This window comes from Rahnella perminowiae (assembly GCF_019049755.1).
Lineage (GTDB): Bacteria > Pseudomonadota > Gammaproteobacteria > Enterobacterales > Enterobacteriaceae > Rahnella > Rahnella perminowiae.
On the sequence record NZ_JAFMOS010000565.1, the window covers coordinates 1 to 20307 of the forward strand.

Consider the following 20307-nt stretch of genomic DNA (forward strand, 5'->3'; position numbering starts at 1 on the left):
GGTGTTGTTTCTGCCGGGGGTGAAAATGCCAGAACAATATGAAAAATTACCGTTGCTGGATATGCGCAATATCACTAAGAGGTTTGGTGTGGTAAAAGCCGTTGATAATATTAGCCTGACGTTATCTGCGGGAGAGGTGTTATCACTGTGCGGTGAAAATGGGTCAGGTAAATCCACATTAATGAAAGTGTTGTGCGGTATTTATCCGCAAGGCACATTTGAAGGTGAAATTTATTTTTCAGGAGAACGGCTTACAGCGAAGGGTATCCGGGATACCGAGCAAAAAGGGATTGCGATTATTCATCAGGAACTCGCGCTGGTAAAACAACTGAGCGTACTGGAAAACATGTTTCTGGGAAATGAGTGGGGCAGTTACGGGATGCTCGATACCGATAAAATGTATTTGCGCTGCCAGCGCATGCTGGCGCAGGTCAAACTCAATATTGACCCGCATACACGGGTTGGTGAACTGGGCCTTGGGCAGCGGCAACTGGTTGAAATTGCCAAAGCGCTGAACAAGCAGGTCCGGTTGCTGGTGCTGGACGAACCGACGGCGTCTCTGACCGAAAGTGAAACGGCGATTTTGCTCGATATCATTCGTGACCTGCGTCATCACGATATCGCCTGCATTTACATTTCTCACAAACTCAACGAAGTCAAAGCCATTTCCGACAAACTGTGTGTGATCCGTGATGGGAGACATATCGCCACCTGCAATGCCGCAGGGACATCTGAGAAAGAAATTATCGCCATGATGGTGGGGCGCGAACTGACTGAACTCTTTCCGTCCCGTGAACGCCAGATCGGTGAAGAAATTTTACGGGTGGAAAATCTCACTGCCTGGCATCCGGTTAACCGGCATATCAAACGGGTGGATAACGCCGGTTTTACCCTGCGGCAGGGCGAGGTGCTGGGTGTCGCCGGGCTGGTGGGCGCCGGAAGAACAGAAATGATGGAATGTTTGTACGGTGTTTATCCCGGGCGCTGGTCGGGAGATATCTGGTTGCAAGGTTCAAAAGTGCAGATCACCGATTGCCGTGATGCGATGCGCCGCGGGCTGGCGATGGTGCCTGAAGACCGTAAACGTGACGGCATCGTGCCGGTGATGGCGGTTGGCAGCAACATTACGCTGGCGGCGTTAAGTCAGTTCAGCGGCGGCGGTGTTCTGCGCGAAGCCCAGGAACAGCACACTATCAGTGAGTCAGTGAAGCAACTCAAAATCAAAACATCTTCTCCCGAACTGGCGATCGGGCGGCTCAGTGGTGGCAATCAGCAAAAAGCCATTCTGGCGAGGTGTCTGCTGCTCAAACCTAAAATCCTCATTCTTGATGAACCGACGCGCGGGATCGACGTCGGGGCAAAACATGAAATTTACAAATTGATCGGCCAGCTCGCGGCGCAGGGAATGGCGATTATCGTCATTTCATCAGAGTTACCCGAAGTGCTGGGGCTCAGCGATCGGGTAGTAGTGATGCATCTCGGGCAGGTCAAAGCCTGTCTGGATAACAACAATTTAAGTCAGGAACAGGTCATGGAAGCCGCACTGAGGAGTGAATCTTATGTCTAAATTTCCACAGCCGGGAACCCCGTCTGCGTCAGCCCGTCCCGATGAGGCTGACGTGTTATTTTCGATACAGAAACTAAAAAGCATTAACCTGCAGGTATTCGTCATGCTGGCGGCCATTGCGGTGATTATTGTCTTTTTCAGCGTGACCACCGATGGCGCCTATATCAGTGCCCGTAACGTGTCTAACCTGCTGCGCCAGACGGCAATCACCGGCATTCTGGCTGTCGGTATGGTATTTGTCATTATCTCGGCGGAAATCGACCTGTCAGTCGGCTCCATGATGGGATTACTCGGTGGCGCGGCGGCAATTTTCGATGTCTGGCTCGGCTGGCCGTTGCCGCTCACTATTGTGGTGACACTGGCGCTCGGATTGTTACTGGGTGCCTGGAATGGCTGGTGGGTCGCGTATCGCAAGGTCCCCTCATTTATCGTAACCCTGGCCGGAATGCTGGCGTTTCGCGGCATTCTGATTGGTATCACCAGCGGCACCACGGTATCGCCGACAACCCCTGCCATGTCATTAATTGGTCAGAGTTATCTGCCTGATTCTTTCGGTTTTGGTATTGGCGCAATTGCGCTGGCCCTGTTCATTGGCTGGCAATGGCGCAGGCGCAAACAGCGGGCGGCACTGGGTTTGCCGCTGACAGCAGCAAAAAGTGATGTGACCCGTCAGGCTCTCACTGCGATTATTGCGCTGGGGGCTATTTACCTGCTCAATGATTATCGCGGTGTGCCGACGCCCGTGCTGATTCTGGTGGCGCTGATGCTGGGCGGCATGTTCATGGCCTCCCGTACTGCATTTGGTCGCCGTATTTATGCGATTGGCGGCAACATAGAAGCGGCACGGTTATCCGGCGTTAACGTGGAGCGCAGCAAACTGGCGGTGTTTGCGATCAACGGGCTGATGGTAGCGATTGCCGGTCTGATCCTCAGTTCGCGGTTGGGGGCTGGTTCGCCTTCGGCGGGCAATATCGCGGAACTGGATGCCATCGCGGCTTGTGTTATTGGCGGAACCAGCCTTGCAGGCGGTGTTGGCAGCGTGGCCGGTGCCGTTATGGGGGCTTTCATTATGGCCTCGCTGGATAACGGCATGAGCATGCTGGATGTGCCGACGTTCTGGCAATACATCGTCAAAGGCGCGATTTTACTGCTGGCGGTCTGGATGGATTCTGCGACCAAACGGCGCGCATAAAGTCAGCGAAGATCACCGTGATGGCGGACTGTCATTCAGGAAAACCTGAGGAGCCTCACAAATTCGCTATGCCAAATCTACGTAAGCCCTTGTGTTGTGCTATTGACCAACCCAATCAGCCTCATTCATTAGTGCAAATGAATGAGGCTTTAGTCTATTAGATCATCGGTGAGAAACAGGTATGTTTGAAAAACGTTATCGGATCACGTTGTTATTTAACGCCAATAAAGTCTATGACCGTCAGGTCGTCGAAGGCGTAGGTGAATACCTTCAGGCCTCACAAAGTGACTGGGATATCTTTATTGAGGAAGATTTCCGCTGTCGCATCGACAACATTAAAGACTGGCTAGGTGATGGCGTGATCGCCGATTTTGACGACCGTGAAATTGAAACGTTGCTCGAAGGTCTCAACGTGCCGATTGTCGGCGTGGGCGGTTCCTATCATCAGGAAGAAGATTATCCGCCGGTACATTATATCGCTACCGACAACTACGCACTGGTTGAAGCGGCCTTTATGCACCTGAAAGAAAAGGGGATTAACCGTTTTGCATTTTACGGTCTGCCTGATGCAGGGGGAAAGCGCTGGGCGCAGGAACGCGAGTATGCGTTCAGAAAGCTGGTGTCTGCCGAGCAGTATCAGGGCGTAGTCTATCAGGGCATGGAAACCGCACCGGAAAACTGGCAGCACGCCCAGAACCGGCTGGCGGATTGGATCCAGACACTGCCACAGCAAACCGGCATTATTGCTGTCACCGACGCCCGGGCGCGGCATCTGTTACAGGTATGCGAGCATCTGAATATTCCTGTGCCAGAAAAGCTTTGCGTCATTGGTATCGATAATGAGGAACTGACGCGCTACCTGTCGCGTGTCGCGTTGTCATCCGTAGTACAGGGCACGCGTCAGATGGGCTATCGCGCCGCGAAACTTTTGCATCAGTTGTTGGACCAGCGCGAATTGCCGTTACAGCGTATTCTGGTGCCGCCGGTGAAGGTAGTAGAGCGTCGTTCAACGGATTTCCGATCACTGCGTGACCCTGCCGTCATTCAGGCTATGCATTACATCCGTTATCACGCCTGCAAAGGGATTAAAGTTGAGCAGGTGCTGGATGCCATTGGCATGTCGCGATCTAACCTTGAGAAACGTTTTAAAGATGAAACCGGGCAAACGATTCACGGAGTGATCCACGAAGAAAAACTCGATCGTGCCCGCAATCTGCTGGCCGCCACCTCGATTTCCATCAATGAGATCTCGCAAATGTGCGGTTATCCCTCGCTGCAATATTTCTATTCAGTATTTAAAAAAGGCTATGAAATGACGCCTAAAGAATACCGTAGCATTCATGGCGAAAGTGTTTATCAGGACGTTTAGGCACCGCATAAAAAAGCCCCGCAGCCCGGAAAGGCGGCGAGGCCGATTATTGATGAATTTTATAACGTAATCACGAACTCTTTACAGCCCGCTTCGGGTGTCAGGACGATGCCCGATGCCTGAATTGCTGATGTGCCCTGACTAAAACCGGCTATCTGCTGAATATTACGCAGACAGAGCGTCCAGCCTGGCGCGTCGCCTTTACTGGTCAGAATGATGGTGTTGCCATTGCGCACCGCGCTGAGAGTGAAGACGGTTTTCCCGCTCAGATCCGTGATCGTGCTTTCCGCGACCGCGCCTTCTTCCAGTTCGAACAAATGGAATTGAGGCTGCTGGTTGTAAACATAATCCGGCTTCTGATCATTGCTGCCAAGCGCCAGCAAGGTATTCGGACGGACATACAACGGCAAACTGTCGAAGCCATGCTGCTGACGATGCCAGCGTGAGCCTTCAGCCACGTCGTTGCTCAGAAGATGCGTCCAGCGGCCTTGCGGCAGATAGAAATCGACGTCGCCTTCTTCGCTGAAAACGGGTGCCACCAGCAGGTCGTCACCGAGCATATATTGGCGATCGAGATAATCGCATGCCGGATCTTCAGGGAACTCCAGCATCATGGCGCGCATCACCGGCGTTCCATGACTGGCGGCCTGTGCAGATGCCGGGTAGAGATACGGCATCAGGCGGCATTTAAGCTGCGTGAACTGGCGTACCACGTCGCAGGCTTCATCGTCATATACCCACGGCACACGATAGGATTTACTGCCATGCAGGCGGCTGTGACTGGAGAGCAGGCCGAATGCGCACCAGCGTTTGTAGATATGTGCCGGTGCGGTGTTTTCGAAGCCGCCAATGTCATGGCTCCAGAAACCAAAGCCGGACAACCCGATGGATAATCCGCCGCGCAGGCTTTCAGCCATGGACTCGTAAGTGGCATAACAGTCACCGCCCCAGTGAACCGGGAATTGTTGTGCGCCCACCGAGGCTGAGCGGGCAAACAGGACTGCTTCATCGGCACCAAGCTTATCCTGCAATGTTTCGTACACCAGTTTGTTGTACACGAACGCATAATGGTTATGCATCTTCTGCGGATCACTGCCGTCGTGCCAGATAACATCGGTAGGAATACGTTCACCGAAATCGGTTTTGAAGCAATCTACGCCCATATCCACCAGACGTTTCAGGTGTCCGGCGTACCATTCGCAGGCCTGTGGATTGGTGAAATCGACAATCCCCATGCCTGCCTGCCATTTATCCCACTGCCAGACACGACCGTCAGGGCGTTTGAGCAGATAGCCTTTTACTTTGCCCTCATGGAACAGCGGCGATTTCTGGCCGATGTACGGATTGATCCACACGCAGATTTTCAGACCGCGCGCTTTCAGGCGCTGCAACATACCCTGTGGATCCGGGAAAGTTTGCGGATCCCATTCGAAATCACACCACTGGAAAGCCTTCATCCAGAAGCAGTCAAAATGGAAAACATGTAGTGGCAGTTCACGTTCTGCCATGCCGTCAATAAAGCTGTTGACGGTTGCTTCATCATAATTGGTGGTAAACGAAGTCGTCAGCCACAGGCCAAACGACCAGGCTGGTGGAAGTGCAGGGCGGCCGGTCAGGCGGGTATAACGGTCGAGCACTTTTTTCGGCGTCGGGCCGTCGATAACAAAATATTCGAGATACTCGCCTTCCACGCTGAACTGCACCTTGGAGACTTTTTCAGAGCCAACTTCAAAAGACACACATTCGGGATGATTCACCAGCACGCCATAGCCGCGGTTCGTCAGGTAGAACGGAATGTTTTTGTAGGATTGCTCTGTGCTGGTGCCGCCGTCACGGTTCCAGGTCTCAACCGTCTGACCATTTTTAACCAGTGCGGTGAAACGCTCTCCCAGGCCGTAAACCGTTTCGCCGACGCCCAGATCCAGACGTTCCATCATGTAGGTTTTCTGTGTTTTCGCATCTTGCACATAGCCGTTAGACTTCGCAACACTGCCGGTGATCCGGCGGCCGTTGCGCAGGAAATCCAGCGTCCAGTTATTGCCTTTGGTCACACGAACACAGAGATCACCGCTGTGCAGTGCGGCGAATTCATCGTTATCTTCAAAACGCAGTTCTGGTGTGTCGGTTTGGATTAACGGGTAATGCGGGCCTTTCTCTCTTTCACCATCAAAATGAGTAATGCGTACACCTATTACGCCGGTCTGCGGTGAGAAGAAACGCAGCGTAAACAGCGGTGAGTCGAGCTGGCTGGCGCGTTCCGATGCATCTTTCGGCGCGGCGTAAATCACCATCTCATTTCCTGAGCGTTGTACTTCAAACACCTGAAGCGGATGCGTGAGTGACAATCCTTCCTGGATCAACCAGTTACCATCACTGATTTTCATTAATTTTTCTCCTCTAGCCCTTCATCCTTCATACTGACTCTGCGTTGGCTGCCTTCGCGAACCCCGGCCACATATTTATGTATGCTCCCGGGGATTCACTGAGTTGCCCTCTTGATTCAGCACGAATGATTTTGGGCATGTTCAGTTAAAACAGTTTCAGTTCTTCAAAAGCAGGTTTATTTCATAAATTCTTGCTGATTACGGCGGATGCCCTGTGCGACCTCATCAAGGATGCGGCGCAGCAGCGGGGTGCGAAGAATGTAATAGCGTTTACAGATGATGGCGCTCAGCAGATAACAGACGGCCGGAACCACCGTAAACAGTGCGACAATGCTGGTCATGGTGGCACTGTTTTGAGTGGCAGCACCGGACTGATAACCGGCACCTGCCAGCATCCAGCCGATCATGGCACCAGCCAGTGCCAGACCGAGTTTCAGCACAAACAGAGTGCCTGCAAAGCTGATACCCGTGAGGCGTTTTCCGTCGTTCCATTCACCGTAATCGACAGTGTCAGACATCATTACCCATTGAATCGGGGTCACGAGCTGATGGAGGACGCCGATAATAAAGATAAAGATAAACATCACAACGCTGCCGTGAACAGGCAGGAAGAACATGCCGATGCTCAGAACCGCCAGAATGGCGTTAGTCCACCAGAAAACGCTGACCTTACATTTCCAGTCGGTAAGCGGCTTCGCCAGTGCGCTGCCGATCAGGTTGCCGACGGAATACACGCCAAGGAACCAGGCGAACAGCACCGGATTGCCGAGAATGTACGTCACGTAATACATCATGGCGCCGCCGCGAACCGCGACCGCCATGATATTGAGGATGGTCAGCAGGCCGACAATACGCCACTGGTCGTTGTGCCAGATGTCACGTAAGTCTTCGCGCATGGTGCCGGTCGGTTTGCCCGGGTCAATACGTTCTTTGGTCGTGGCAAAACAAATCGCCAGCATCACGGCAGCGACAATCGCCAGTACCGCAATCCCGCCCTGATAACCGAGCGCTTTATTTTCACCGCCGATAAAGTTAACCAGCGGCATCATCAGCACGGTACTTAGCATGCCGCCTGCCGTGGCGAGAACAAAGCGGTACGATTGCAGCGAAATCCGCTGCGCCGGGTCAGAGGTAATCACACCGCCGAGAGCGCAATAAGGAATATTGACCACGGTATACATCAGCGTCAGCAGGGTATATGTGATGGCGGCATAAATCATTTTGCCGGTCATGCTTAGCTCCGGCGTGGTGTAGGTGAATACGCAGACGATGCCAAAAGGAATGGCGCCGAAGAGCACATAAGGGCGGAATTTTCCCCAGCGCGTGCGGGTACGGTCTGCCAGTAATCCCATGCACGGGTCCGAGATCGCGTCCAGTGCGCGGGCCAGCAGGAACATTGTACCGACGTAACCCGCCGGAATGCCGAAAATATCGGTATAGAAAAACATCATGTAGAGCATGACGTTATCGAAAATGATATGACTGGCGGCGTCACCTAATCCGTATCCAATCTTTTCCTTGACCGAAAGGATTTCTGTACTCATTGCGTGAATGTCCATATGAAAAGGGAGAGTACGTTTTTAACGGTTGGCGGGGGTCTGCGGCTATTGAGATTTTTGTTTCTGAATTTATGTTTCTTTATTTCTGTGATCGGACAAGGCAAACGGGGGAATGTTGAGCGGGAAAAGTGAGGGGAAGCGCCTGATATAGACCCGTAAAATGCTGAAAAAACCTCCCGTTTCCGGGAGGCCCAGGGGATTATTTTTTGTATTTGGCTTCCAGCGTCGCAAACCACGGTGCGGTGAAATCTGCAGATTTACCCCAGCCAGGAATGATTTTGCTCAGTCCGGTCACGTTGATGCCGTCCGGCTGGCTAAGCAGCAAAGATTGCGGAATTGTCTGCGCCGGGAATTCATAGGTTGCCGGGGTTTTCTCGCCGGCAATTTTGAGTGCCACAATTCGCAGGTTAACCGCACCAATCAGCTGTGTGTCCACCGCAGCCGTCATCTGCCACGGGCTGCCTTTTTCGCGCATCAGCTGTAAATCCTGGTTCGACACATCGATGCTGTAAAGTTTAATCTCGGTACGGCCATTTTCTTTCAGCGCCTTATATGCGCCCTGACTAAAGGCATCCCATGCACCCCAGATAGCGTCAATTTGCCCTTTCGGATATTTGGCGAGAATTGCACCGACTTTGTTTGCGGTATCGCCCTGCACATCAGAAGAGACTGCGCCGATAGATTCCAGCTGATGAATGCCCGGATTCTCTTTTAAAATCGCTTCGTAGGTTTTCTGGCGGCGTTCCATTGGCGGGAAACCGGCCACCCACAATTTGACGATATTGGCTTTACCGTTGAAATCTTTCACCAGCTGACCAACAGATGCTTTCGCCAGCGAGGCATCGTCCTGGCGGGTGACCGTAACGCCAGGAATGTTTTCCGGCACTTCGGTATCAAATGCGGACACCGCAATACCCGCTGCCGCGATGCGTTTCACCAGCGCCTCAGAATACGGGCCGCGCCCCTGTGACAGGATAATACCGTCGTATTTCTGGCTAATAGCCTGATTAACGAAATCCTGAAATTTCGCGTCATCGCCATTACTGAGGAAAGTATCCACTTTAAAGCCAAGCGCGCGTCCCTGTTTAATGGCACCGGCCAGAAACTGCGTGGTGTTATCGTCGGAGCCCAGATTACGGATAACCGCAATGCGCACAGGACCGTTGTGCTGAGCAATAACCGCAGGAACCGGCGCGGGTGTTTCACCGGCAGCGAACGCCGGCAGAGCGGAAAACAGGCTTAATGCCAGCAGGGAGGCGGATATTTTTTTCATTATTGAACAGCTCCGTCGGACGCGATGTTTTTTCTGGTGTTTTTGGGCGTAAATCCGGGAAGGCAATGCGGCTTTCCAGATTGAGGATGTGCAGAAGTCTGTCTGTCTGGACGTCTATTCTGTGAAGGCAGTTTACCGGTATGTTACAAAAGAGGGAATGCCTTGTTGTTATTATATTTAGCAGCGCTGTTATTCCTGTAGGTTATAGCCGTACGCAACCGCTGAGCAAAATCAGGGACATGGCCTAAACTGAATTTTGTCTGTGATTCTAATGTTTTCCTCTTCACCTGCAAAAATCACTTCGGGAGAAGCGCTATGCCATTTTCTTTGCGCGACACATTACTGCCTGCTTTTATAGCGATGATGTTAACCACCCACGTCTGTGCCGCCCCGAAATCCCCCGTTCCACCGCCGCTGGCCGGCGCACAGGTAACGGAACTGGCCAGGGGGCTCGATCACCCCTGGTCTTTGGCTTTTTTACCCGATAATCAGGGGGCATTGATTACCGAACGCAGCGGACAACTGCGGCTGTGGAAGCCGGACTCAGGATTGTCTGCGCCGTTGAACGGTGTACCGGCCGTCTGGGTCGCAGGACAGGCCGGTTTGTGGGACGTGCGCTTATCGCCTGATTTTGACAGTAACCGCCGGGTGTATCTGACATTTGCGCAACCGGGAGAAAAGGGTGAACCACATGCCGCCCTGGGTTATGGCACATTGTCGGCGGACAATAAAACCCTGGCAGATTTTAAGGTCATATTTGTTCAGCAACCGGCCTTACAAAGCGGCATTAATCTCGGCGGGCGTATTGCATTTGATGACAAGGGCAATATTTTTCTGTCCACCGGTGACAATAACCAGCGCATTAACGCGCAGCATCTCAACCAGTTGCAAGGCAAAATTTTACGTCTGACAGCGGAAGGCGGGGTGCCGCAGGACAACCCGTTTGTTCACGACAAACGTGCGAAACCGGAAATCTGGACCTACGGTAATCGTAATCCGCAGGGGCTGGCGGTTAATCCGTGGAGCGGCGCGTTGTGGGAAACCGAACACGGTCCGCGCGGCGGCGATGAAGTGAATCTGCCGAAAGCCGGTAAAAACTACGGCTGGCCGCTGGCGACATTCGGGATCAACTATTCCGGACAGCCGATCCCGGAGGCCAAAGGCACCACGTTAGCAGGCGCGGAAGATCCGATTTATTACTGGAAAGTTTCACCGGCATTAAGTGGCATGGCGTTTTATAATGCGCAGAAATTCCCGCAATGGAAAAACTCGCTGTTTGTCGGCGCGCTGGCGTCAGAGTCGCTGATCCGCCTGACACTCGACGGGGAGAAAGTCACACATGAAGAGCGTTTACTCAGTGACCGCAAGGAACGTATTCGTGAAGTGCAGGTGGGTACTGACGGATTTGTGTATGTACTGACTGACGATCGTGACGGCAAATTACTGAAAGTGGCACCGCAGACTTAGCCGTTGAAGGATTAAGTCAATAAAAAAGGCGGGCCATTTTAGCCCGCCTCAGATTCAGCCTGTCAGATCCCTCAGTGCTGGGTTTTTTGCGCTCTGAACAATGCCCAGACGCTGAGCAAACCCACCATCATCAGATAGTAGCCCGGTGCCAGACTGCTGCCGGTGGCGGAAATCAGCAATGTACAGATGAAGGGCGCAAATCCACCGAACACGGTTACGGCGACGTTGTAGCTGATCGCCATGCCGCTGGCGCGGGTGGTGATCGGGAACAGGTCAGCCATCATCGACGGCACGGTGGAGAAATACACCGATTTCAGCAGTGCCAGCCAGCTTATCAGCAACAGCAAGGACATCGCGGAGGTATGTTGCAGCATCAGCCAGAACGCCGGATACACGGTCAGCAACAGCAAAATAAGCGACCCCCACATCAGCGGCAGACGGCCAATTTTCTCCGCCCACAATCCCATCACCGGTGTCACTACTGTCAGGATAATCCCGGCCGCCAGCGTGGCGCTGAACCCCGCCGACGCGGGTAAATGCAGCGTTTTGGTCGCGTACGTCGGCACATAGTTGAGCATATAGTTAATGGCAGTAGAGACCACCATCAGACCAATCGCGGTAAAGAACAGACCTTTTTGCGCCCGCACGATTTCTTTCAACGGCGAGGCGGTTTTCCTGGCCTTGCTGAAACTGTCCGATTCCCGGATATGGCGGCGGATATACAAACCCACCGGCCCTATCAGCAGCCCGAAGATAAACGGGATCCGCCATCCCCAGTCCTGAAGTTGTGTTTCACTCAGCACTGCCGATAAGCCCAGTCCGAATGCTGATGCCAGCAGTGTACTCGCACCCTGTGTCGCGAATTGCCAGCTGGCGATAAATGCTTTGCGTTCCGGGAAGTGTTCGACCAGAAAAGCCGTAGAACTGCCGAATTCGCCACCCGCTGAAAAACCTTGGATCAGACGGGCCGCCAGAATCAGCAGCGGAGCCGCCATGCCGATAGTGCCGTAAGACGGCGTGATCACGATGATCAGGCCGCCGGCCATCATCAGGCTAATGGATAACAGCAACGAGGCTTTGCGCCCGTGCCTGTCCGCATAAGCGCCCAGTACAATGGCACCGAGCGGGCGGATCAGGAATGACACGCCGAAGCTGCCGAATGTCAGTAACAGGGAAACGGTCGGGTCGGATGTCGGGAAATAGGCATGAGCAATATAGCTGGCGAAAAAACCGTAAATCGCGATATCAAACCATTCCAGCGCGTTACCGATACAGGTCGCAAAAAGGGTTTTCATCAGGCCCGGTTTATCTGCCGCATTGCCTGTTGCGTTGGGTGAAGCCGTTAACTGGCTCATCGGGCACCTCCGGCATGATCACTGTGCTGAGCGAGCAGGGCGGTGCCGTGCTCACCGAAGTCCCATAACAGGTGGGTCATGATTGCCAGCCCTTCACGGGCGACGGAAAGCAGCATATGTTCGTTGACGCCATGCTGACCGCAGGCCGGATAGGAATGCGGCACCCATAACGTCGGCAGACCGAGAATATCGGCAAAGACGTCATTGGGCAGTGAACCGCCGAGGTTCGGTAGCAGTGCCGGTTTTTTGCCGGTGGCTTGCTGCATGATATCCAGCGCCCAGCCCACCAGCGGGTCGGTCGGGTCAAAACGGGTGGCCGGCGAACCACGCATAAATTCCACTTCTACCTGCGGGAAACCGTGCGCATGGAGATGATCACGGACATGTTTTGTCAGGTTTTTCCAGTCAGTGCCAACCACAAAACGCAACTGACAGACCGCCGTAGCGCTGGCGGGGATGGCGTTCATCGGGCGCTGCGGATTGCCGGTCAGGAATGACAGTACTTCCAGCGTATTCCAGGCATATAAACGCTCGGTGGGTGTCAGCCCGGCTTCGCCCCAGTCCGGGTCGATTTGCGGATCGTTTTTGTCACCCCCGACCTTAACATCACTGAGAATTTCCCGCACTGCATCACTGACAGCAGGAGGTTTAAGCGCTGCCACCTGTAACTGACCCTGTTGATTCACCAGCGAGGCCAGCGCATTGGCAAGCTGGATGCCGGGATTGGTCAGCAGACCGCCCCAGTTACCGGAGTGATAGGCGTTGTCGCGGGCATGGATACTCAGACGGAAATTTACCGCACCGCGCGAACCCAGAAACAACGTCGGACGTGCAGCGCTCAGGCGCGGGCCGTCGGATGCCAGAAAAATATCGGCGCTGAGTTCGTCATAATAGTCGCGGCAAAGTTCTGCCAGCCCGGGAGAGCTGATTTCCTCACCCATTTCAAACAGCAGTTTGCAGTTAAAGCCGAGGCGCCCGCCGCGTGCTTTAAAGATTTGTTCAAGTGCCGCAATGTTGACGCTGTGCTGGCCTTTGTTATCGGCGCTGCCGCGTCCGTACCAGCGATCGCCTTCCTCTTTCAACACCCACGGCGACAGATCACTGCGCCAGTTCTCATCGTCACCGAACACCACGTCGCCGTGACCATAGCTCAGTACGGTAGGCAATTTGCTGTCTTCGATGCGTGTAGCAATCAGGAAAGGTCGGTTGACGGCATGAGGATTTTCAATGCTGAGCAGGCTGAAACCCATCGCTGAAAGTGCCGGTTTAATCTCTTCATCCAGATAACGCGCCAGTTCTGCATCACGCAGCTGACTCTGGCTTTCAGTGGCAATAGCCACCCTGCGTGCCAACGTTCGTTTATATTCACCCTGATCAAACCAGGCTAATGCCTGTTCTACGATATTTTCCGCTGTCATGAATAACCTGCTTTTAAATGTTTTGAGGATTTATTGTTGGTTTTTTTAGCAGTTTCACTCTAAGCGCTGCGCAAGCGTTGCCACAATAATAATAATTGCAACTTAGCGTTGCTTTTATTGTAATGCTGGTTTGCACAGTTATGAGGCAAGACGGTTATGCAAAGTACGGAAATTCGCTATTTCCTGGTGGTGGCAAATACCGGTTCGCTGAGTGCGGCGAGCAGGCAATTATTTGTCGCCGTCTCTGCCATCAGTCGCCAGATCCAGCGCCTTGAAGAACGTATCGGCGCACCGCTGTTTGAGCGCCATGCCCGGGGTATGGTGCTCAACGATGCCGGACAGATTCTGGAAAACCATGTGCGCAAAAGCATGATGGAGATGGAGCACGCCATTGCAGAAATTCAGGGGCTGAACGCGGTGCGCCGCACGGTGATCCGTATGGCCTGCACTGACGGACTGGCGTTTGATTTGTTGCCGCAACTGTTTTCACAGTTCCGGCTGAACAACCCGGGAGTGATGTTTTATCTCAACGTCGGCACGGCGGTAGAAGTGTCAGAGATGATCCACAACGGCGAAGTGGATCTGGCGTTGCAGTTCAGTCTGGCGGCGGAGCGCGGCGTGGATATTCTGGCGTCTTTCCCCGCACCGGTGCGGATGGTGATGCGTCCGGATCATCCGCTGGCGGAAACTGAGGTGCAGTTGACGGATTTGCATCCGTACCCGCTGGCGATGAACGAGCAGGGCAGCACCATCCGCCAGTTGTTTGATTTATCCTGCCGGATGAATGGCATTTTTCTTGAGCCTGCGGTGAGTTGTAACCGTTTTTCCACGCTGTACGATTTTATGGTACAGACGCCGGGCGCGATTGCGGCATGCAGCCATTTTTCCATTATGTACAAAGCGCGCCGCGACAGGTTACGCGTTAAACCGGTCAACATTGAGCAACTCAGCCAGCGCACGCTGCAGTTGCAGTCACCGGCCGGTAAACGACGCCCGGCCTCACTGCGTCAGTTCATTGATTTTATCCGGGACGAACTGACGCGTGAAAACGAAGATTTTATCCGTGATTTCCGGCTGTAACCCTCAGCATGCAGTCTGTTGTAAATGCGTGCAGCATGACCACTTCAGCTTGCGCCAGACGTCATTCAGCGGAGTGCAAACAGCCTCATGCAAGTTTACATCCTGAGGGTTTTATGACTGATATTGTCACGCGGTCTTCATCAGGCATGAAAGCGCGTCCACAGGCTTATCAGTAACCATGCTGCCAGTGACCAGCAGACCACAGCACCGAACAGGGCGTAGTGCAGTTTCATTGAGCCGATGAAAAAATACAAAGAAATCAGATACGCTGTGTAAGGGATCACCGCCCACAGTCCAAAAATAATGGTGGTGCGCAGCGCTTCAATGTTACGTTCTGTGCCGACAATATAATGGGCGATCAGGGCAAAAGTGGGGAACAGCGGAACCAGACCGGCAATGTAATAGTTGCGGGTTTTAGACAATACGCCGATCAGAATCACGACCAGTGCGCCAGTCAGCGCTTTTAACAACAGACCTGTCATTGATGCCCTGTACCTGTTCAGCCGCGGAGGGAAACGTGGTGAATAAGCCCTTTATTGATATAGATATTTTGTATGCTATTTACAGATAAACTGTCCCATCTGAATGAAATGGTCAAGTGCTTACTGCTGGTTTTATCGCCAGTTGGATTTGCGCAAGCAGCGGAAATTTCTACTATTCTTAAGATCTTTACACTATTTAGGTTTATTCCCGACCCGGAAAGCAGTAGGTTCTACACCTGACAGAGTTGCACAATCTGATTGAAAGATAAGATAAATTTCAATTACCCGGACAAAAGCGCTGATACCTATGACAATTTCTTCCCAATTCAAACGGACTTTCATTTACGCGCTGGGCGGTGGAGTTTTGCTGCTGGCGCTTCCTGCCGCTCAGGCGGATAACGCCCCGGTCGCACCTCAGATTAATGCCAAATCCTGGGTGCTTATGGATTACAACAGCGGGAAGATCCTGACGGAATCTAATCCCGATGCGCGTCTTGACCCGGCAAGCCTGAGTAAAATCATGGTCAGCTATGTGGTCGGACAGGCGATCAAATCCGGCAAAATCAAATCTGATGATCTGGTCTCCGTCGGTAATGATGCCTGGGCAACCGGCAACCCGGTGCTGCGCGGCTCCTCCCTGATGTTCCTCAAACCGGGCGATCATGTACCGGTTTCTGAGCTTAACAAAGGTATCGTGATCCAGTCAGGTAACGATGCCAGTATTGCGCTGGCCGATTTTGTGGCGGGTAGCCAGGATTCATTCGTCAACCTGATGAATCGCTATGCTGAGCAACTGAAGCTGCAAAACACGCATTTCAAAACCGTTCACGGACTGGATGCTGACGGACAATATACCTCCGCCACTGACATGGCCCTGTTGTCGCAGGCGCTTATCCGCGATACGCCGGATGAATATGCACTGCACAAAGAAAAAGAATTCACCTTCAATCATATCAAGCAGATTAACCGCAACCGCCTGTTGTGGAGTTCCAGCCTGAACGTTGACGGCATCAAAACCGGATACACATCAGGTGCGGGTTATAATCTGGTTTCGTCTGCCAGCGATTCTACCGGCATGCGTTTAATTGCCGTGGTGATGGGCGCACCAAGTGACCGGATCCGTTTCAACGAAAGCGAAAGCCTGCTGACCTGGGGGTTCCGTTTCTACGAAACACTCACGCCGATTAAAGCGGGTGATGCCTTTACCAGTCAGCGCGTCTGGTTTGGTGATGAGAAAATGGTGCCGCTCGGCGTGGCTGAAAATGCCTCGCTGACAATGCCGAAAGGCCAGCTGAAAAATCTCAAGGCCAGCTTCCATCTGACTAATGCGCAGCTTGAGGCACCGCTGGCGAAAAATCAGGTGGTCGGTACGGTCGATTTCAGTCTGGACGGCAAGGTTATCGAACAGCGTCCTCTGGTGGCATTGCAGGAAGTGAAAGAAACCGGTTTTATTGGCCGTATCTGGGACTTTGTGATGATGAAAATCAGTGGGTTGTGGGGCAGCATCTTCGGTAAATAATCATCTGCCGACATAAAAAAACGAGGCGCAGGTGGCCTCGTTTTTTTTGCTTTGAACGGGGGAGCCGATCAGTGCTGAACCCATCCTTTTTTAATCGGGAACGCAAAACCGAAACGGTAAACCTTACACATCAGCGCGTTAATCGGTTCGCCGAACAAATTCCACACCAGTTGCGCGAACAGACAACCCAGCATACCGACCAGGAACCCGCCCACCATATCCAGCGGCCAGTGCACGCCAAGGTAAATGCGTGACCAGGCGATCGATAAGGCGGTTACCATCAGTAACGCACCTGACCAGAGTCGGTGCCAGAACAGAAAGGCCAGTGCGAAGGTGAAACTGGCCGTGCCGTGATCACTCGGGAAGGAGTCGTCCGGTGAATGATGCAGGAAGTTATAACCAACACCTTCCACAAAAGGACGGGCATGCGGAAATAACATAGAAAACGTTTTAGCCGTTGTCATCGCAAAAAGGAGCGCAATAGCTGTCTTGCTGATCATCTCACGCTGCTGACCGATACGTTCCTGATGACCCCACAGCCACAAGCCGATAATCAACAGGGGGACAATCATAATCAGGTCATTGGCCAGAAAAGTAGCAAGGTGAATCAGCGCTTTCGGTGAAGCCGGTGTCGCGTTAATCCATAGAAAAACCAAATGATTTAGTTGCTCCATAATACTACCCTCAGTTATACAGGCCAAAATAGCCATCAAAAGAATCCGGCAAAGCGCTGACAGCACAAAAAAATTTCAAATACGTTAATTTGTGCTGTCCGGCAGGTAAAGGGTGCATCGTCTGAATATCCGCTTTCATTGAATAACGGTATAGTTTCACGATGAAATAGAGTGTAAAGAGAAGAACTTAAGGAAGCCTTAAGCCGGCTGTCTTACCCTGTTGCGGGACAACAGGCAGATGTAACGAATGATTTCACAAAAGGTGTCATAATGGAGATTCGTGAAGCTAGATTGGGCGATTTACGCCTGTTGCAGCGTCTGGGGCGGGAAACGTATCGCCATTATTTTGGTGGTTTATGGCAAAACGATGAAGAGCTGGATGCTTTCCTGGCGGAAGATTTTGGTGATGAGGTGATAGCCCGTAGCCTTAAAAGCCATGATTATTGCTGGCTGGTTGCGCAGGATAAGGGGGAGGCCATCGGTTTCGCTAAGCTGCATTTTAATGTGTCGCCGGATGGTACAGAAGGCCGGGGGGCGAAGTTATGCAAACTGTATTTCACGCCAGAGAACCGTTCGCGCGGCCTGGGGACGGACGTTTTCGCTTTCGCTGAACGCGTGGCAAAAAATCATCATCAGCCCGTTCTCTGGCTGGACGTATTGCAAAGTAATCTGCCTGCTATCGGCTTTTATCAGCGTCAGGGGATGCATTGTGTCGCTGAGACGGCTTATGTGACCGCCACCCAAACCACCAGGTTGTGGATCATGAAAAAGGATATCAATGATTAAATTACGCCTCGGCGGTTTGTTTATCACACTGGAAGCGGGGGAAGATATTCCTTATGCACCGGAATTTTGTGAACACTACACCTACCTTTTACATCCGGTTGCGGGCGGCTATGAGATTTTACGCTACGATGCTTATTCCGGCTGGCATAAACGCCCCGATCAGTTATTTGAAGACGGTCATCAGGCCTTTATATTTGCTTATCAGGCGTACGAGAAGGAATGGAATCAGACCGACGGACGTCTGGGGGGAAAAGGCCAACATCTCGAGCGGATCATGTAATAACCCGAGGACAAGGTTGCTACCGGTCTGATGTATCCGTTCTGATAAAAACGCCATGCCCCTTTAGTTCCGGAGCTCCGCGTCTCATGTGCCTGATTCCCTGCCTGTTGGCAGGGAATGACATAGTTAAGACCTTCTCTTTCCTCATCCTTTTTGCTCAGGCATCATGGCGTGACATTCAACACACCACTGAGGCCAGGATGACGGATTACGCCACACCCAATCTTCCTTCACGTGATTTCGAAAAAACCCAGCGTTTTTATAGCAGTTTTGGATTCACCACGACGTATGTTGATGACGGCTGGCTGATCATGGCCCGCGGCACGATTACGCTGGAGTTTTTCCTGCATACGGACGTTGATCCGCTCACCAGCTGGTTCAGTTGCTGTCTGCGTGTCGATAATGCCGGTGATTTTTTTGATGCTTTAATTGCTGCCGGAATAGGGCAGGACGACACCGCTCATCCGCGTATCCACCTGCCAACCATGCAGTCATCCGGGCTGAGAATGGGCGCGATGATCGACATCGACGGAACGCTGGTGCGGGTGATTGAAAACGAGAAATAAGCAGTAAAGGTTTGTTTTGTAAAGCAGAAAAGAAAAAACCCGGTAATGTCACCGGGTCTTTAAAATCGATAAATTACATATTTTTCATGATGTTGATTATGTGGTCAGGGGTGACCAATCAGGGCTATTGCCTTCCTTTGTCGCCACTTTGTCGCCAGTTTTCATCGTGGCTAATGGGTTGAAGTGGAGGGCAGTTTCAAGATGTTCAGGGGCGAAGTGAGCATAGCGCATAGTCATCTGAATATCGGAGTGGCCAAGGATTCTCTGTAAAACAAGTATATTGCCACCGGACATCATAAAATGCGCAGCGAAGGTATGGCGAAGAACATGTGTTAACTGACCACGCGGTAAGACGATATCTGTTGAGTCGATAGCAGCCATAAAACGGAAGTAGCATTCACTGAAAAATCGGTCACCCGGCTGCGCAACGATTTCTTCATAAAGCTCTTTGCTGATCGGGACACTTCTGTTTTTCTTACTTTTGGTTCTTACAAAAGTGATTTTATGTGGGGTGATTTGAGATCGCGTTAATGTCTCAGCCTCCCGCCAACGCGAACCTGTGCTTAAACAAATTTTAACAACTAGGGGCAAATCGGATCTTCCTTTGCTACAAGCCTCAAGCAGTATGTTGATTTGTTCATGTGTGAGCCACGACATTTCTTTTTCAGATGTAGCAAATTTTCGAAGGGTCTCAAGAGGATTAGGCTGTTTCCATTCTCCCAAACGAATTAGCTCGCTAAACATTCCGCTCAAATGACTTTGTTCTAGGTTCACCGTAGTTGGATCAGCACCTTGACGCCAACGATCAGAAAAGTAGATTTCGCCGTTTAGGCGCTTGTCACGATAGTGAGCGAAGTCTTTAGCGGTAAAAGTTGTAGCGGGGGGGTTGCCTAAAGCTTCAACCATTAGGCAGATTTTCTTATAGGTTTTTGAGCCTGCTGTAAGGGCTTGGCCATGTAGGTTGTACCAAAGCTTGGCGATATCTTCCAGGGTACGGCGATCAGTTTTCTCGCCAAGCCAGGGCTTATTCTCTGCTTCATCCATAGTATGGCGTTCAAAGGCAAGCGCTTCGCCTTTGGTGGAAAATTGTTTACGAACCCTGCGGCCAGTGCGGCCAGCAGGGTAGCATTCACAAATCCATTGACCAGTTGTAAGCTTGCGTACTGCCATGTGCGATCCTCTCTAAAGAATGGCACATTTAACTGTATATAAAACCAGTGGTCAATGTATGTTATTAAAAGACCAAACATGCTGATAAATTATTGGATTGGAACAATCTTCTTAGAAAAATCATCAAATATTGGTCTGTTAATTGCAGCTGTTGCTTGAACTAAGG

General features: G+C 52.0%; 17 protein-coding genes. 9 read left to right on the top strand and 8 right to left on the bottom strand.

The window, feature by feature from the left end:
* Positions 1-25 precede the first annotated feature (25 nt).
* From J1785_RS14930 to xylR, 3 genes are all read left to right on the top strand, one after another.
* Positions 26-1567 (top strand): xylose ABC transporter ATP-binding protein, encoded by a 1542-nt coding sequence (locus tag J1785_RS14930; protein WP_129951530.1) that lies wholly within the window; start codon positions 26-28, stop codon positions 1565-1567.
* Positions 1560-2759, top strand: a complete 1200-nt coding sequence (xylH, locus tag J1785_RS14935; RefSeq protein WP_129990378.1) for a xylose ABC transporter permease XylH — start codon at positions 1560-1562, stop codon at positions 2757-2759. Before J1785_RS14930 ends, xylH begins: the two co-directional genes overlap by 8 nt.
* Positions 2760-2940: 181 nt before the next feature.
* Positions 2941-4128 (top strand): D-xylose utilization transcriptional activator XylR, encoded by a 1188-nt coding sequence (xylR, locus tag J1785_RS14940; protein WP_217219704.1) that lies wholly within the window; start codon positions 2941-2943, stop codon positions 4126-4128.
* A gap of 59 nt (positions 4129-4187) precedes the next feature.
* On the opposite strand, the gene yicI is transcribed toward xylR, so the two are convergent.
* From yicI to J1785_RS14955, 3 genes are all read right to left on the bottom strand, one after another.
* Positions 4188-6512, bottom strand: a complete 2325-nt coding sequence (yicI, locus tag J1785_RS14945; RefSeq protein ID WP_217219706.1) for an alpha-xylosidase — start codon at positions 6510-6512, stop codon at positions 4188-4190.
* 176 nt (positions 6513-6688) lie between these two features.
* Positions 6689-8056, bottom strand: a complete 1368-nt coding sequence (locus tag J1785_RS14950; RefSeq protein ID WP_129951526.1) for a glycoside-pentoside-hexuronide family transporter — start codon at positions 8054-8056, stop codon at positions 6689-6691.
* Positions 8057-8270: 214 nt separating this feature from the next.
* Positions 8271-9344: a sugar ABC transporter substrate-binding protein gene (locus tag J1785_RS14955; protein ID WP_129951525.1), complete on the bottom strand. Its 1074-nt coding sequence runs from the start codon at positions 9342-9344 to the stop codon at positions 8271-8273.
* Between the two features lie 315 nt (positions 9345-9659).
* On the opposite strand from J1785_RS14955, the gene J1785_RS14960 reads away from it, so the two are divergent.
* On the top strand, positions 9660-10811 hold the full coding sequence (locus tag J1785_RS14960; protein ID WP_217219708.1) for a PQQ-dependent sugar dehydrogenase: 1152 nt from the start codon (positions 9660-9662) through the stop codon (positions 10809-10811).
* 71 nt (positions 10812-10882) lie between these two features.
* Here J1785_RS14960 and J1785_RS14965 read toward each other — a convergent pair whose 3' ends face one another.
* Both J1785_RS14965 and J1785_RS14970 read right to left on the bottom strand, forming a co-directional pair.
* Positions 10883-12166 carry an MFS transporter gene (locus tag J1785_RS14965; protein WP_217138324.1) on the bottom strand — a complete coding sequence of 428 codons (1284 nt, stop codon included), beginning with the start codon at positions 12164-12166 and terminating at the stop codon, positions 10883-10885.
* Positions 12163-13584, bottom strand: a complete 1422-nt coding sequence (locus tag J1785_RS14970) for a M20 family metallopeptidase (RefSeq protein ID WP_217219710.1) — start codon at positions 13582-13584, stop codon at positions 12163-12165. The genes J1785_RS14965 and J1785_RS14970 overlap by 4 nt, the downstream gene beginning before the upstream one ends.
* 156 nt (positions 13585-13740) lie before the next feature.
* On the opposite strand from J1785_RS14970, the gene J1785_RS14975 reads away from it, so the two are divergent.
* Positions 13741-14664, top strand: coding sequence for a LysR family transcriptional regulator (locus J1785_RS14975; protein ID WP_129951521.1), 924 nt, complete (start codon positions 13741-13743; stop codon positions 14662-14664).
* A gap of 140 nt (positions 14665-14804) precedes the next feature.
* Here J1785_RS14975 and J1785_RS14980 read toward each other — a convergent pair whose 3' ends face one another.
* A complete protein-coding gene (locus J1785_RS14980) occupies positions 14805-15146 on the bottom strand; it encodes a GlpM family protein (RefSeq protein WP_129990372.1) in 342 nt (113 codons plus the stop codon).
* A 307-nt stretch (positions 15147-15453) separates the two neighbouring features.
* On the opposite strand from J1785_RS14980, the gene J1785_RS14985 reads away from it, so the two are divergent.
* Positions 15454-16665, top strand: coding sequence for a serine hydrolase (locus J1785_RS14985; RefSeq protein ID WP_129951519.1), 1212 nt, complete (start codon positions 15454-15456; stop codon positions 16663-16665).
* A gap of 68 nt (positions 16666-16733) precedes the next feature.
* On the opposite strand, the gene ybjG is transcribed toward J1785_RS14985, so the two are convergent.
* Entirely contained in the window at positions 16734-17339 is a 606-nt protein-coding gene (ybjG, locus tag J1785_RS14990) for an undecaprenyl-diphosphate phosphatase (RefSeq protein WP_129951518.1), read from the bottom strand.
* Positions 17340-17609: 270 nt separating this feature from the next.
* Here ybjG and J1785_RS14995 point away from each other — a divergent pair, with 270 nt between their 5' ends.
* From J1785_RS14995 to J1785_RS15005, 3 genes are all read left to right on the top strand, one after another.
* Positions 17610-18125, top strand: coding sequence for a GNAT family N-acetyltransferase (locus J1785_RS14995; protein WP_217219711.1), 516 nt, complete (start codon positions 17610-17612; stop codon positions 18123-18125).
* A complete protein-coding gene (locus J1785_RS15000) occupies positions 18118-18405 on the top strand; it encodes a hypothetical protein (RefSeq protein WP_129951516.1) in 288 nt (95 codons plus the stop codon). Before J1785_RS14995 ends, J1785_RS15000 begins: the two co-directional genes overlap by 8 nt.
* A 200-nt stretch (positions 18406-18605) precedes the next feature.
* The gene (locus J1785_RS15005) at positions 18606-18971 is read left to right on the top strand and encodes a bleomycin resistance protein (protein WP_217219713.1); all 366 of its coding nucleotides are present in this window, start codon (positions 18606-18608) and stop codon (positions 18969-18971) included.
* A 96-nt stretch (positions 18972-19067) separates the two neighbouring features.
* Here the strand turns inward: J1785_RS15005 and J1785_RS15010 are convergent, their stop codons facing one another.
* A complete protein-coding gene (locus tag J1785_RS15010) occupies positions 19068-20141 on the bottom strand; it encodes a phage integrase (protein ID WP_217219715.1) in 1074 nt (357 codons plus the stop codon).
* Between the last annotated feature and the right edge of the window lie 166 nt (positions 20142-20307).

Bases quoted from the DNA above. Each gene is read 5' to 3' on its own strand.
- J1785_RS14985 (WP_129951519.1), top strand. From the start codon at position 15,454: ATGACAATTTCTTCCCAATTCAAACGGACTTTCATTTACGCGCTGGGC.
- J1785_RS14955 (WP_129951525.1), bottom strand. From the start codon at position 9,344: ATGAAAAAAATATCCGCCTCCCTGCTGGCATTAAGCCTGTTTTCCGCT.
- xylR (WP_217219704.1), top strand. From the start codon at position 2,941: ATGTTTGAAAAACGTTATCGGATCACGTTGTTATTTAACGCCAATAAA.
- J1785_RS14950 (WP_129951526.1), bottom strand. From the start codon at position 8,056: ATGAGTACAGAAATCCTTTCGGTCAAGGAAAAGATTGGATACGGATTA.
- J1785_RS14970 (WP_217219710.1), bottom strand. From the start codon at position 13,584: ATGACAGCGGAAAATATCGTAGAACAGGCATTAGCCTGGTTTGATCAG.
- J1785_RS14975 (WP_129951521.1), top strand. From the start codon at position 13,741: ATGCAAAGTACGGAAATTCGCTATTTCCTGGTGGTGGCAAATACCGGT.
- J1785_RS15000 (WP_129951516.1), top strand. From the start codon at position 18,118: ATGATTAAATTACGCCTCGGCGGTTTGTTTATCACACTGGAAGCGGGG.
- J1785_RS15005 (WP_217219713.1), top strand. From the start codon at position 18,606: ATGACGGATTACGCCACACCCAATCTTCCTTCACGTGATTTCGAAAAA.
- J1785_RS14960 (WP_217219708.1), top strand. From the start codon at position 9,660: ATGCCATTTTCTTTGCGCGACACATTACTGCCTGCTTTTATAGCGATG.
- ybjG (WP_129951518.1), bottom strand. From the start codon at position 17,339: ATGGAGCAACTAAATCATTTGGTTTTTCTATGGATTAACGCGACACCG.
- yicI (WP_217219706.1), bottom strand. From the start codon at position 6,512: ATGAAAATCAGTGATGGTAACTGGTTGATCCAGGAAGGATTGTCACTC.
- xylH (WP_129990378.1), top strand. From the start codon at position 1,560: ATGTCTAAATTTCCACAGCCGGGAACCCCGTCTGCGTCAGCCCGTCCC.
- J1785_RS14965 (WP_217138324.1), bottom strand. From the start codon at position 12,166: ATGAGCCAGTTAACGGCTTCACCCAACGCAACAGGCAATGCGGCAGAT.
- J1785_RS14995 (WP_217219711.1), top strand. From the start codon at position 17,610: ATGGAGATTCGTGAAGCTAGATTGGGCGATTTACGCCTGTTGCAGCGT.
- J1785_RS14980 (WP_129990372.1), bottom strand. From the start codon at position 15,146: ATGACAGGTCTGTTGTTAAAAGCGCTGACTGGCGCACTGGTCGTGATT.
- J1785_RS15010 (WP_217219715.1), bottom strand. From the start codon at position 20,141: ATGGCAGTACGCAAGCTTACAACTGGTCAATGGATTTGTGAATGCTAC.
- J1785_RS14930 (WP_129951530.1), top strand. From the start codon at position 26: ATGCCAGAACAATATGAAAAATTACCGTTGCTGGATATGCGCAATATC.